This window comes from Actinokineospora pegani, from assembly GCF_009745975.1.
In the GTDB taxonomy this organism is placed as follows: Bacteria; Actinomycetota; Actinomycetes; order Mycobacteriales; family Pseudonocardiaceae; genus Actinokineospora; species Actinokineospora pegani.
This window is the reverse complement of sequence record NZ_WHOL01000107.1, coordinates 283,717-297,307: the sequence shown is the minus strand read 5'-3', so window position 1 is coordinate 297,307 and position 13,591 is coordinate 283,717. Positions and strand designations below refer to the sequence as shown.

Annotated in this window: 9 protein-coding genes; 3 read left to right on the top strand and 6 right to left on the bottom strand. The window is 75.1% G+C overall.

Annotated elements, in window-relative coordinates; translation table 11 throughout:
• Positions 1-135: 135 nt before the first annotated feature.
• Together GCL84_RS30700 and GCL84_RS21230 are read right to left on the bottom strand one after the other, a co-directional pair.
• Positions 136-1,260: an aKG-HExxH-type peptide beta-hydroxylase gene (locus GCL84_RS30700; protein WP_156757263.1), complete on the bottom strand. Its 1,125-nt coding sequence runs from the start codon at positions 1,258-1,260 to the stop codon at positions 136-138.
• Positions 1,257-2,333 carry an FxsB family cyclophane-forming radical SAM/SPASM peptide maturase gene (locus tag GCL84_RS21230; protein ID WP_235926532.1) on the bottom strand — a complete coding sequence of 359 codons (1,077 nt, stop codon included), beginning with the start codon at positions 2,331-2,333 and terminating at the stop codon, positions 1,257-1,259. Before GCL84_RS21230 ends, GCL84_RS30700 begins: the two co-directional genes overlap by 4 nt.
• Positions 2,334-2,586: 253 nt before the next feature.
• On the opposite strand from GCL84_RS21230, the gene fxsA reads away from it, so the two are divergent.
• The 3 genes from fxsA (at position 2,587) to GCL84_RS21215 (ending at position 7,540) form a co-directional block, all read left to right on the top strand.
• Positions 2,587-2,778, top strand: coding sequence for an FxSxx-COOH cyclophane-containing RiPP peptide (fxsA, locus tag GCL84_RS29440; RefSeq protein ID WP_197523410.1), 192 nt, complete (start codon positions 2,587-2,589; stop codon positions 2,776-2,778).
• A gap of 102 nt (positions 2,779-2,880) precedes the next feature.
• Positions 2,881-6,621 carry an FxSxx-COOH system tetratricopeptide repeat protein gene (gene fxsT, locus GCL84_RS21220; protein ID WP_156757260.1) on the top strand — a complete coding sequence of 1,247 codons (3,741 nt, stop codon included), beginning with the start codon at positions 2,881-2,883 and terminating at the stop codon, positions 6,619-6,621.
• A complete protein-coding gene (locus GCL84_RS21215; RefSeq protein ID WP_156757259.1) occupies positions 6,599-7,540 on the top strand; it encodes a hypothetical protein in 942 nt (313 codons plus the stop codon). Before fxsT ends, GCL84_RS21215 begins: the two co-directional genes overlap by 23 nt.
• Positions 7,541-8,050: 510 nt before the next feature.
• Here GCL84_RS21215 and GCL84_RS21210 read toward each other — a convergent pair.
• From GCL84_RS21210 to GCL84_RS21195, 4 genes are all read right to left on the bottom strand, one after another.
• The gene (locus GCL84_RS21210) at positions 8,051-10,309 is read right to left on the bottom strand and encodes a hypothetical protein (RefSeq protein ID WP_156757258.1); all 2,259 of its coding nucleotides are present in this window, start codon (positions 10,307-10,309) and stop codon (positions 8,051-8,053) included.
• Positions 10,306-11,253, bottom strand: coding sequence for a hypothetical protein (locus GCL84_RS21205; protein WP_156757257.1), 948 nt, complete (start codon positions 11,251-11,253; stop codon positions 10,306-10,308). Before GCL84_RS21205 ends, GCL84_RS21210 begins: the two co-directional genes overlap by 4 nt.
• Positions 11,250-11,957 (bottom strand): hypothetical protein, encoded by a 708-nt coding sequence (locus tag GCL84_RS21200; protein ID WP_156757256.1) that lies wholly within the window; start codon positions 11,955-11,957, stop codon positions 11,250-11,252. Before GCL84_RS21200 ends, GCL84_RS21205 begins: the two co-directional genes overlap by 4 nt.
• Positions 11,958-12,258: 301 nt before the next feature.
• Positions 12,259-13,581: a M20/M25/M40 family metallo-hydrolase gene (locus GCL84_RS21195; RefSeq protein WP_156757255.1), complete on the bottom strand. Its 1,323-nt coding sequence runs from the start codon at positions 13,579-13,581 to the stop codon at positions 12,259-12,261.
• Positions 13,582-13,591: the final 10 nt, after the last annotated feature.

Genomic DNA, 13,591 nt, shown 5'->3' with positions numbered 1-13,591 from the left:
CCGTGGGGCCGTGGAGCTACAAGCGGCCAGGACTGGGTCGAGGCCCAGGGATGACAGAGCCGGTTTTGTGGGTGTGGTGGCGGGGAGCTGGGTGGAGTGGCGGTGTCGGGTGTGGGGGAGGTTGGTGGTGATGGGTTAGGTATGGCGGGTTAGCCAGGTGGTGCGGTGGGTGTGGTTGAGGTGGTCTGCCTCGGCTTGGGCTGTGGGGTCCACGGGGTGGGTGAGCCAGTGGTGGGCGGCGGTGGTGAGGCCCGCTACGAAGCGGTGGCCGGTCTCGGTGAGGGGGGCGGTGCGCAGGGTTGTGGTGGTGTCGGCGACCGCTGTGCGCCAGCGGGCGAATTCGACGTCGGCGCGGTGGTGGGGGTGGGTGGTGCGGCGGGTGGCCCAGAAGGCGGTGACGCCGAGGTGGGCGTAGGTGCCGTGGAGGAGGCCGGTGAGGGGGCGGGGGTCGGGGCGCCAGGGGGCGTAGTAGCGGGTGGTGCTGGGGTGGGTGAGGGGGTGGATGTCCATGAGGGCGGAGAGTTTGGTGTGGTGGGTTTCGTGGGTGAGGGTGGCGGCGGTGGTCTCGGGGTCGGTGCCGGGGGAGAGGAAGACGCAGCCGAGGGCGTCGGTGAGGGTGGCTGAGGTTTCTGCGCCGTGGGGGGCGTGCAGGGGGGTGGCGGTGGTGAGGAGGGTGGTGGTCTCGGTGGCGGCGGTGGGGTGGTCGCGGGTGAGCAGGGTCCAGGCGGTGGTGAGGGTGGTGTTCCAGTGGTGGGTGGCGGGGGTGGTGTCGAGGTCGTCGGGGAGCAGGCCGGGGGGCCAGGTGGTGATGGTGAAGGGGCCGAGGGTGGGGAAGGGGGTCCAGTCGAGGGCGTTGGTGGGGCCGTTTGCGCTGGTGGGGGTGAGGGTGCCGAGGGAGGGTAGGACTGCGGTCGAGGTTGATCTGAACCTCAAGTTGAGGTTGACCCCGGCGCGGATCGCGGCGGCGGCGGTGACGAGGGCGAGGTCGGCGGGGTGGCCGCGGCCGCGGGCGGCGAGGGCGGTGGCCCAGGCGGAGGTGACGGGGTCGTCGAGGACGCGGTCGGTGGCCTCGGGGTGGGTGGCGCGGAGTTCGCCGAGGGCGTGGAAGGCGGCGGTGGCGGTGGGGTCGTCGGTGACGAGGAGGCGGATGAGGCCGAGGGTGCGGCTGCGGCGGGCGGTGCGCAGGGTGGTGAGGGCGTCCGCGCCGCCGCCGGTGGCCAGGGCGTCGAGGGCGGTGTCGGGGAGGGTGTGGGTCCTCATCGGATGCGGTCCAGGTCGGTGGTGAGGCGGGTGTGGGCGTGGGTGATGAGGCGGGTGAGGTCGGGGCAGTAGACCGAGGGGTTGGCGAAGCCGGTGGTGTGGTGGTGGCGGTGGGCGGGGTGGCCGCCGCCGCAGACGCGCAGCAGGGGGCAGGTGTGGCAGGTGGGGGCGGGTTCGGGGGGTGGGGCGAGGGCGGCGTCGAGGGGGTGGTGGTGGACGGTGAGGCCGGTGGCGGAGGCGGCGGGGACGGTGGCGGCGAGGATGTCGGAGCGTTCGATGGTGCCGTCGGTCTCGATGACGACCTGGGGTGGGTGGTCGGTGCCGAGGCCTTCGACGGTGGAGTGGCCGCCGAGGCAGAGGCCGACGAGGGCGTCGAAGAGGCGGATGGTGGTGGGGCCGGGTGGGGCGTCGTACCAGTGGTCGAAGGCGGTGACGAGCCAGTCGCCGTAGGGGGTGTGGGTGGGGTCGGGGTGGCGGTGCGGGGGTGGGGTGGTCCAGGTGCCGTGGGGGAGCAGGAAGTCGATGACCGGTGGGGTGTGCTCGGTGAGGGCGGTGTAGGTGGTGAGGGGGTCGTGGGTGGGGTCGATGACGCAGAGCAGTCCGGCGAAGAGGTGGCGGTGGTTGGTGGTGAGCAGGTGGAGGCGGTCGGTGACGGTGGCGTGGGTGCCGTGGCCGGTGTGGGTGCGGCGGTGGGTGTCGTGGGCGGCGGGGGTGCCGTCGAGGCTGACGCCGACGCGGACGTGGTGGGTGTCGAGGAGGTCGAGCCAGGCGGTGTCGAGGAGCAGGGCGTTGGTCTGCAGGGAGGTCTCGACGTGGGCGGGGATGCGGGCGCGGGCGGTGGTGAGGGTGTGGTCGATGGTGGCGCGTCCGGCGAGGAGGGGTTCGCCGCCGTGCAGGACGAGGTGGACGGTGTCGAGGTCGTGGGTGCGGGCGTGTTCGGCGATCCGGTCGATGGCGGCGGTGGCGGTGTGGGGGGTCATGGCGCGGGCGCGGTGGCGCCAGCGCTGGTCGGCGAGGCGGTAGACGTAGCAGTAGTCGCAGGCGAGGTTGCAGCGGCCGTGGACCTTGAGCACGAATTGGCGGAACGGTTCGGGTGTGTCGATGGGGTGGTCCTCCCCTCGGCAGGCGGGCGGCCTCGTCCGGGTGGCCGCTGTTCGGCATCATCCCCGGTGGGCGGGGCCCTTCGGCGGGGTCAGCGGGGTGTGCACCCGTTCGGCGCATCGCCCGCCGCGGCCTCCTTTTCCAGTACGATGGGTGGTGGTGCCGATACTGACCGTGACGTCAGTGTGGGTGTCGGGAGCGGGTGCCGGGAGAGGGGTGCGGTTGATGGACGAGGGTGCGCGGCGGGGTGCGGATGACCCGGTTGACCTGGGGGAGGGGGTGCCGGACCTGGCGGGGTTGGGGTTCGCGGAGTTGGCGGCGCTGCCGCAGTCGGTGTTGCGGGTGGCGCTGGCGCGGGTGTTGGCCGAGGCGGGGGAGCCCTCGGGGCGGTTCACGGCGTTCCAGAACTCGATCTAGGGTGTTGCGACGTTCGGGTGATCTTGGTCGGGTGCGGGCACCCGGCGCGGGGGTTCGGGGGTCCGAGGGTGGATGGGTTCGTCGTGGGGATGTGAGAGTGGGATGAGCGGTCGACGGGAGGCTGTGCGGGAGGCGGGCGGCCAGGCGGCGGTGACGGTGTTCGCCGCGGCGGCGGTGCGGCCGGGGCGGGCGGACGCGGTGGCGAACACCGCGGTGCTGCTGTGCGCCTCGGGGCGGCGGGTGCTGGTGTTGGACTGGTCGACGGAGTCGCCGCCGGTGCGGGAGTTCCTGGACCCGTTCCTGGTCGAGACGGGCGAGGTCGACGACGCGCTGTGGGCGGGGTTGTTGGCGTTGGTCCCGGCGCACTCGCGGCCGGAGGGGCCGGGGCCGGTGGACCGGTTCGCGGTGCCGGGGGTGGCGGGGGCGGTGGACCTGATCGCGACGGGGGCGCCGGGCGGGTTGCCGGATTTCGTGACGTCCACGGCGGGGGCGGCGGTGTCGGGTGACCTGCGCGGGTTGTTGACCGAGTCGGGGTACGACGACGTGCTGGTGTTGCTCCCGGCGGGGCGGGACCCGGCGCGGTTGGCCGCGGCGGCGGCGTTGGCGGACCTGGCGGTGGTGGTGTTCGCCGGGGGGCCGCGGGCGGTGGCCGCGGCGGTGGAGGTGGCGGCGGGGTTGCGGCGGGCGGCGCCGGTGCGGGTGGACGTGGTGGCGTTGGCGGCGCCGTTCACCGTGGCGGCGGACCCGGACGTGGTGGCGCAGGCGCGCACGGACATCCACCGGGCGTTCGCGCCGATCTCGGTGGAGCAGTCCGACGACCCGCCGGTCGACGGGCACCTGGAGGTTCCCGCGTGGCGGCACGACGACCCGGCGGCGTTGTTGGCGGTGCTGGTGGAGTCCTCGGCGACGGCCCCGGCGCTGGCCGCGGGCTACCACGGGTTGGCGGCGGTGGTGTCCGGGCACGGGTTGCCCAGCGGGGACCCGGTGCCGCCGTCGGTGCGGGCGGGGTACCGGCGGGCGTTCGGGTTGCCGACCGACGAGCCGCCGCAGCGGGTGCTGGTGGCCGCGTCCGCGGCGCGGCGGCCGTGGTCGGACTGGGTGCGTGAGCAGGTGGAGCGGGCCGGGGCGCTGACGGGGGACCTGGCCGACCCCGGGGACTGGTGGGCCAGCGGCCCGGCGCCGTCGGTGGTGGTGGTCGACGAGGTCGACCCGGGGGTGCTGGCCGGGGTGGCGGGGCGGGCGGCGCGGGTGCACCACGTGCGGCCGACCCGGTTGCCCGGTGGGCCGGTGGGGGAGTCGACGCGGCGGGAGGCCGCCGAGGACGCCGAGCGGACCCGGTCGGCGATGTTGCGGGCGTTGGGGTTGGTGGAGCGGCGGGGCCCGGTGGGGGCGCCCGCGCCGAGGCTGCCCGGGTTGCCGCCGCCCCGGTTCGGGGTGCCCGCGCTCAACGAGCGGTTGATGCCGCGTGACGCCGACATCAACGCGGTGCGCGACCGGTTCGCCAGGTCGGGGGACCGGCGGACGCTGGTGACGTTGACCGGTGCGGCGGGGTCGGGCAAGAGCCAGTTGGCGTTGGCGTACGCGCACCGGTTCGCCTACGACTACGACGTGGTGTGGTGGGTGCCCGCGGGGGACCGGCAGCGGGCGTTCCTGGCGTTGGCGAGTCTGGCGGCGGGGATGGGGCGCACCCCCGGCTACCAGGCGCGGGCGGCGTTGAGCGGGTTGGCGACCGACGCCGCCTACCGGCGGTTCCTGCTGGTGTTCGACGACGTGCCCCCCGACGACGGGCTCGACGACCTGTTGCCCGGGGGGTCGACCGGGCACATCCTGATCACGACCCGGTCGTCGGTGGCCTCGACGGTGGAGTTGACCGGGATGGGCCGCGAGGACGCGGTGGCGCTGCTGTGCGCGATGGTGCCCGGTCTGGCCCCGGAGGCCGCGGCGCGGGTGGCCGGGGCGGTGGAGTTCTCCCCGTTCGCGTTGGAGCTGGCCGGGTGTTGGCTGCGGGAGACGGTGGAGGGGTTCTGCGCGGCCGGGTCGGCGGTGGTGGCCTCGGCCGAGCACGCCGCGGGGGAGTTGGTGGCGGAGTTGACCCGCGCCCCCGGCGCCGGCGGCGCGGGCGGGGGCGCCCCGGGGTTGCGGATGACGGGGTTGGCGTTGCGGACCCTGGCCTCGGAGTCGTTGGGGCGGGTGACGGTGCTGCTGGTGCAGTTGGGGTCGTTCCTGTCCGCGCAGGGGGTGGCGTTGGGGTTGGTGCGGTCGCGGCCGTTGGTGGCGGCGGTGGCCGACCTGGCCGACGACGACGCGTTGCGCCTGGACGCCGCGCGGGTGGACCGGGCGTTGTGGCTGGGTGAGCGGTACGGGTTGCTCGAGGTCGACTGGGGCACGCGCGGGCGGGTGCACATCGGCAACACCCTGCAGGAGGTGGTGGGGGAGTTGATGGGCCCGCAGGAGCGGGAGGCGCGGCGGGCGACGCTGCTGCGCTGCCTGGCCCGCTACGCCCCCGCCGAGACCTCGGAGGACGCCTCGTCGGCGGCCCGGTTCGCCGAGTTGCAGCGGCACGTGCTGCCCACGGGGGCGTTGGGCAGCGCTGACCCGCAGGTGCGGCGGTGGCTGGTCAACCAGGTGCGGTACCTGTACCAGCACCGGGCCGAGTACGGCATCCTCGACGCCGCCCTGGTCCTGGGGTTGTCGGTGCTGGCCGACTGGGCGGCGCGGTTCGGGGTGGACGACCCGCTGCGGTTGCGGCTGGCCGGGCAGTTGGCGAACCTGGCCCGCGACCTGGGCGACCAGCAGCGGGCGCTGGAGTTGGACCGGGACGCGCTGGCCCGGCAGCGGGCCCGGCCCGGTGGGGCGCGGGAGTTGCCGACGCTGGCCACCGCGCGCGGGCTCGGCGGGGACCTGCGCGGCATGGGCCGCTACGCCGACGCCCTGGTCGAGGACCAGTTGACGTGGGAGTCCTACCTGCGGGAGCTGGGTGAGGACCACCCGCAGACGCGGCGGGCGGCGAACAACCTGGCGTTGTCGCGGTTCCTGTCCGGGGACGCGGAGGGGGCGTTGCGGGTGGAGGAGGACAACCACCGGCGCAGGCTGCGCCTGTTCGGTGAGGACGACCCGGCCACGTGGTGGTCGGCGACCACCGTCGGGGTCTACCGTCGGGAGTTGCGGTTGCCCGAGGCCGCGCCCCGGTTGCAGATCGCGTGGCAGAAGCTGCGGGACCTGCTCGGCGCGGAGGCCATGGCCACCGTGCGCGCGGAGTGGCAGTTCAGCGCGGCGCTGCGCCCCACCGACGCGGGCCGGGCGCGCAGCCACGCCCGCAACGCGCGCACGGTGATGCGGGCGTTGCAGGGGGAGATGCACCCGGACACGCTGGCCTCGACGATGAGCTACGCCCACGCCCAGCGCCGGTTCGGCCAGGACCACGCGATGGCGTTGGAGTTGGCCACCGACGCCTACACCGGCATCCACTCCGGGTTGGGGTTGGCCACCGGGCACCCGTTCCTGGCGTTGGCGGAGCTGGGGCTGGGCATGGCCGAGGCCGCGGCGGGGTCGGTGCAGCGGGCCGAGCGCCGCCACCGGTTCGCGGTGGAGGCGCTGACCGACCGGCTGGAGCGGGTGCACCCGTGGACGCTGTCGGCGGCGGTGGACCTGGGGGCGTTGCTGGCCGCGACCGGGCGGGTCGAGCAGGGCAGGGACATCACCGCCGAGGCCCTGGCCGACGCCGTGGACTACCTGGGCCCGGACCACCCGTGCGCGGTCGACGCCCGGCACAACCTGTCCCTCGCCGACCGCGGCGACCCGACCGGCTGGAGGCTGATCGATGTCGACATCCCCCAGACCTGACCCGCGCGAGCACACCCCCGAACACGTGCCCGCCGCCGCGGTGGGGGTGCGGGCGGAGTTCCGGGCGACCATGGCCGCCGCGGCGGACCTGGACTTCCTCGCCCACTTCAGCGGTGGCGCCCTGGTGTTCGCCCTGGACCGGTTCGACGACCCGCCCGGGGCCCTGGCCGGGGGCAGCCGCCGCGACGCGGTGGAGCGGCTGGGCAGGCAGGTCACCACCGCCGCGCGCGGCCTGGACCGGCGGTTGCAGCGGGTGCGGACCGGGCGGCTGATCCGCACCGTGGTCTCCACCGAGGCCAACGCCCTGTTCTGCGACACCGTGCGCCCCGGCGACGACGTGGTCGGGGTGATGTCGGTGACCGCCGGGCGGGCCGCGGTCGACGCCGGGGACCGGGCGGTGGCCGAGCTGGCCACCCGGTTGCGCGGGTTCGAGGGGTTGCCCGCCCCCAACTACGGGTCCTTCGACACCGTGCCCGACCCCGAGCACAACCCCACCCGCCCGCTGGCCCACCCCGGCGACGCCGACATCCCCGCCCTGCTGCGCGCCGAGGTCGACCCCGCCGGGCTGCACCTGGTGTCCTACTGGTCGGGCGGGCAGGAGACCACCGTCGACTGCCTCGGCGCCGACGCCGTCGCCGCGTTGTCCCCGCACGCCCCCGCCGCCCAGCGGCGCGCGTTCTACACCGAGCTCGGCGCCGAGCTGGGGCCGCTGGCCAACGAGCTCAACCGGGCCACCAGCGGCGCCCTGCGCGGGCGGCTGACCCGCCTGGTCCTCGACGTGGAGAACGGGGCGGTCTACTACCGGCGGCTGCCCGCCCGCCGCTACCTGGTCGGGGTCACCCTCGCCCAGCGCCTCGTGGCCACCGCCGACGACCGGCTCGCCGCCCTCGCCACCGACCTCACCGGCCTGGGCGGCTGACCCCCGGTGGCGCGTCGCGGGGCCCGGGGTGGTCGGCCAGGGCCGTGCGGCAGGCGAGCCGAGCACTCGCGCGGGTTCCGGCGCGAGGACGACCGGTGCCGGGGACGCGGGAGGCGCCCCGGCCCGGGCTGAGGATCAGGGCGTGCCCGAGCAGGCGGGTGTCGGCGTCGCGGCCGCCAGGCCCGCGGTCATGGCGGCCATCCCGGACGAACCCGTCGCGGGACCGGGCAGGCCCCTGCCGGTGGACCCGCCGTCGTGAGGTGGAGCCGCTGCCGGCGAGCGGGCCGCTCGCCGCGCTGGAGCTGACCATGGCCGCCCTGCGGGAGTCCCGTCCGGGGCGTTCGGCCTTGCATTCGTCCAGGCCCACACCGGTACGCGCTGGCCGAGGGCGAAGGGCGTCAACCGGCTCGGGCACGGCTGCGCGGCGAGCCCGAACCCCTGTCCGGTGTCGCTCAGGGCGGCGGCCCGACCGGGCGCGACGTCGCCGCCTGCGAGACCTAGCGCACTGGATCAACGCACGCCGACCGAGCGCAGCACCTGGCGGCGCACCCGGAACGACAGGTTGCCCAGGGCGTCCTCCACCCGGGCCAGCGCGTCGTCCGGGCGCCCCGGCACCCGCGCCAACGGCACCAGCCGGAACGTCGGCAGGTACTCGGCGAGGCCGTCGTAGACGTTGCAGATGCCCTCCAGTGCCAGGCGGGCGGCGGTGTCCGCGGCGCCGGGGTGGCGGTCGAACCAGGTGGCCACGGCGGTCTCGAAGCGGTGCACCACGTCGATGAGCAGGCGCCCGGTGCCCGCCGCGGCGACCACGTCGGGGTGCTCGACGATGGCCAGGGCGGGTTCGGCCGCCTCGTAGTCGCCCGCGTCGAACGCCCTGACCACCTCCGGGTCCAGGGTGGTCAGGGCGGACAGGGCCGCCACCGCGGCGGTGAACAGGCCCGCCACCTCCTGCGGCAGCCCGCCCCCGGGGGCGTCGTCCTCCACCGCGGGCGGCGCGGGCGGCGGCACCCGGGTCACCGCGGTCTCGACCCGTTCGATGTTGTGCTGCATCTGCTCGACCAGGTCGCGGTGCATGGTCGACATGCGGCGGATGATCTGGTCGGTCTGGGTGAGCACCTGCGCCACCGGGTCCCCGGTGTCGAGTTCGGGCAGCCGCGCCATCGCCGTCTCCACCGCGGTCACCAGGTCGTCGACGAACGTGGCCTGCCGGTACAGCACCGGCTCGTAGCCCAGTTGCTCGCGGACCCGGGCCACCGCGATGTCCGGCGGGGTCCCGGTGATCACCGGCAGCACCACCGCGTGCGGTTCCACCCCGCGGATGGCGATGATCCGGCCCACCGCGGCGTCGACGTCGGCCTCCACCAGCAGCGCCGGGGTCAGCACCAGGGCGCACCCGGACTGCCTGCGCGGGAACCGCACCCAGAAGTCGACGTTGGAGTCCGAGCGGGCCCCCAGCATCCGGTCCCGCGAGTGGTCCCAGCCCCCGCCGGTGAGCACCCGGGCGATCTGGTCGCGGATGTCGTCGCCGGAGGGCTGCCCCACCAGGTCGGTGTTGGCCTGGTGCAGCAGGGCGTCGTCCACCGGCACCGGCGCCCCGGTCTCCCGGCGGCGGTCGTCGGCCAGCCGGAACGCCCGGTGGCACAGGCGGATCACCTCACGCGGGTTGCCGCGGGTGACCATGCGGATCGTGCGCACCACCGGCGGGGTGAACGGGTCGAGGGTGCGCACACCCAGCGTGGCCTCCTGGGTGCGCAGGATGAAGTCAGTGATCTCCTGCTCGGTCAACCCCGACAACCGCACCGGGTGCGGGATGCGGGCCCGCACCGGCCCCGACAGGGCCGCCCACACCTCCGGCAGCCCGCCCAGCACCAGGCACGCCCCCGCTTTCGTCGCCACCTGCAGCAACTCCTGGAACTCGGCCATCTCCGCGTGCCCCGGGGCGTGCTGGGCGGAGAAGATCTTGTCCAGCTCGTCGATGACCAGCACGAACCGGTGGTCGCGGCCGCCGAGCAGCAGCGCGAACACCCGCAGCGCCTCCAACGCCACCAGGTCGTCGTCGATGGTCTTGGTGACCCCGCGGTCGACCAGGATCGGGTCCGGGCGCCCACCCATCAGCCAGTTCCACACCGCGTCGCCGAACCCCGGGCGCAGCAGCAGCGTCAACGCCGCGGCGAAGTCCTCGTTCGCGGTCACCCCGGCCAGGGTCTGGCGGACCTGGCGCAGCAGCACCGACTCCAGCAGCCCCAACTCCTTGGCGATGTCGCGCCAGCGCACGTCGTCGGCCGAGCCCTGGGCGTGGGCGCCGGTCAGCGCCCGCACGTCGTCCTTGGTCAGCCCCGATGGCTCCAGCGCCGCGGCGACCTTGTCGGCGTAGTAGTCGTTGACCTGGGCCACCACCCCCGCCGGGCCCAGGGCGGTCATGAACCGCTTGTACAGCGACAGGAAGTCCGCGGCCGCGGCGTCGAGGTACATCGCCGAGCGCGGGTTGCCCAGGCGGGCGCGGGCGCGGGCGACCATGCGCACCGACATGTGCGTCTTGCCCAGGCCGTAGTCGCCGAGCAGGGCGATGACGGTGCCGCCGGGGTCGCGGTCGGTGTCCTCGGCGTCCTCGCGGGCGTCGAGGTAGTCGTCGAGGAAGGAGAACGCGGTGCGCATCGCGTCGGTGGTCACGGTGATCTCCGCGGAGTCCGGGTCGCCGTCGATCACCGACACGTTCGCCACGGCCATGTCCGCGAACGGGTTGCGCCGCCGCGGCGCGCGCCCGGTCACGACCTGCCCCCGCCCCGGCGCAACTGCTCGGCCTGGTAACGGCGGAAGTCCTCGTCGTCCACCGCGCGCCCTCCCACCGGGTCGCCGTCCCCCTCCAGCACCATCTTGTACGTGCCGTGCGCTGTGCGCTGCAGGGTCTTCACCGACGGGCACATTATGGACAACCTCCGCAACCCCTCGCGGGTGATGCCGGGGAACACCCCCGGGTGCCTGCCCAGCCGGTCGGTGACGAAACGGTCGACGTCCTCGGCGGTGAGCGTGCGCATCTCCACCACCACCGCGGGGCGGAAGTCCTCCAGCTCCTGCTCGATGTCGACCACCCGGTCGCCCAGCATCGACGACTCGGCCAGGAACACCACCCGCCTGCTCGAGAGCGTCTTGGCGTAGCGGACCACCTCGAGTTTGAGGTCGCCGGGGCTGGGCAGCAGCACCACCGCCGCGGTGCCCGGCTCCAACGCGGTGTCGAGCTCCGGGAAGATCAGCCGCGGGTCGTCGTAGCGGTCCCACAGCGCCTCCGCGCCCTGGCGCAGCAGGTCGGCCTTGCGCAGCAGCGGCAGCAGGCGGTGGCACACCCGCAGCATGCGCTGGTCCACCGACCGCTCCTGGTCCTCGAGCACCGCGGTCATGTCCACCACCCCCGCCCGCAGGTTGTGCCGGGCCAGACCCGCGCGCACCCGCTCGGCCAACCGGTTGACCATGGCGGTCTTGCCGCACCCGGACTCCCCGGCCACCAGCACGTACCCGCCCTCGACCAGCTCGCCGAAGTCGCCGAAGGCCGACATGGCCGAGGCGAACGCGGCGGTGGACCCGCACACGTCGACGTAGAACCCGTCCTGCTCGGGGTGGTCGAACGGGCGCAGCGGGCGCATCGGCACGTGCTCGAAGCGCGGCACCAGGAACGGTGTCGCCGGTGGCCTGCGCGCCGCGTCGCCCGCGCCGCTCACCCGGTGGCCTCCGCGGTGCCGTCGCGGCGCAGCGCCCGGTGCGGGCGGCCCGGGGTGGCCAGGGCGCCCGCGACCCGGTGGGTGGCCACCAGCAGCCGCTGGGCGTGCGTGGCCACCGCGGCCTGGTCGGTGGCCCTGGCCAGGGCGTCGGCCGAGAGCGGGCCGGTGGTGACCGCCTCCAGCGCCGCCTGCGCCGAGGGCCACGACGGGTGATCGCCCACCACGCGCAGCAGCCGGGCGGTCAACGCGGTGCGGGCGGCCTCCACGCGCTTGCCGTCGCTGTCGAACACCGTCACGTGCTCGACCACGGCGTCGTGGAACTCCGTGGCCTCCCGGCCCAGCGCGTCGCGCTCGGCCCGGCCCGCGGTGACCCTGGTCTGCCACGCGGTGGCCGCGTAGGTCGTCACCGCGCCGAACAGGCCGGTCAGGAACGGCAGCAACTGGTCGAGGGTGTCCGGCGAGGGGACCTTGTTGGCCTCGTACAGGGCGGTGCAGGCCTGGTCGAAGGCCTCGGCGTCGGACTTGCGCCACGCCGCCAGGTCGGCCACCTTGCCCCGGTCGGCGCCCAGGGCCACCGCCGCCTCGCGCAGCGGCCGCTGCTGGTGGGGCGCCAGGCAGAACACCAGCTCGTGGTCCTCCGGGTCGGCCACCGCCCAGCCCGGGGCGCACAGCAGCAGCCCGCCCGCCACACCCAGGGCGGCCACGCCGCGCCGCCACCATCCCCCGCGGTCCACCCGCACCCCCTGGTCCGCGCCCGACCCGCGGGCCTGCGCCCGCCGAACGAAGGTCAACTCTAGCGAAGGCAGGCCCGCTCGCCCTGGTCATCCACTAGATCCCTTGTTCACTCTCCGGCGTTAACACCGATCGGGTGACACCACCGGGGTGGGGGAGGGCGTCGCGGTGACCCACAGGTCAGTCCGATCACGCAACGGAGCAGTGCGAGGTGCGGCGATTGCGCCGATCAGGACACCGAACCCCGTCCGAAACCGGGTGCGCCGTGGTGGCCTACACCGACGACAGGAACGAGTCGAGGACCTCCACCCCGAACCGCAGGCCCTCCACCGGCACCCGCTCGTCGACCCCGTGCGCCATCGCCTTGTAGTCGAACCCCGGGGGCAGCAGCAGCGGCGCGAACCCGAAGCACTCGATGCCCAGCCGGGAGAACGCCTTGGCGTCGGTGCCCCCGCCCATGCAGTACGGCACCACCACCGCCGCCGGGTCGTGGGCGCGCAGCGCCGCGGCCATCGCGTCGAACCACGGCGAGTCGACCCGCGACTCCACCGGCGGCTGGCGGGAGACGAACTGGCGGGAGATCCCCGGGCCCAGCAGCCGGTCCACCTCGGCGAGCAGGTGGTCCTCGGTGCCCGGCAGCACCCGGGTGTCGACCTGGGCCTGGGCCACCCCCGGGATCACGTTGACCTTGTACCCGGCCGAGAGCACCGTGGGCCGGGTGGAGTTGCGCACGGTGTTCTCCACGACCTTCGCCGCCTCCCGGCCCAGCCCGGCGACCAGGGCGTCGACGTCGACCTCGGCGCCCGCGTCGAAGTCGACCGGCACCCCCAGCGCCGCGCCCGCCCGCTCCAGGTAGGCGCGCACCGACGGGATCAGGTGCACCGGCCACTGGTGGTCGGCCAGCCGCGACAGCGCGTGCGTCAGCCGCGCCACCGCGTTCTCGTCGTTGCGCCGCGACCCGTGCCCGGCCCGGCCGGTCGCGGTCAGCAGCAGGTGCGCGGTGCCGCGCTCGGCGGTACCCACCGGGTACAGGCGCACCGGGGCACCGGTGGTCGAGGTGGCGTGCACGGTGTACGCTCCGGACTCCGAGATCGCCGCCGCGCACCCCTCGAACAGGTGCGGGTGCTGCTCGACCAGCCAGTGCGCGCCGAACTCCCCGGCGTCCTCCTCGTCGGCCACGAACGCCAGCACCACGTCGCGGCGCGGGCCCCGGCCCTCCGCGGCCCACCGCGCCGCGACCGTGCACACCGTGGCGGCCATGTCCTTCATGTCCACCGACCCGCGGCCCCACACGAACCCGTCGCGGATCTCCCCGGAGAACGGGTGCACCGACCACTCGGCCGGGTCCGCCGGGACCACGTCCAGGTGCGCCTGCACCAGCAGCGCGGGCAGCGACGGGTCCGCCCCGCGCCACCGGGCCACCACGTTGGACCGGCCCGGTGCCCGCTCCAGCAGCACCGGGTCCATGCCCGCGTCGGTCAGCAGGCCCGCGACCAGCTCCGCCGCCGGGCGCTCTGGCTTGCCCGCGCCCCCACCCAGGTTGGTGGTGTCCAGCCGGACCAGCCGCGCGCACAACTCCTCGACTGCCTCGCCCACGTCGTCGCCC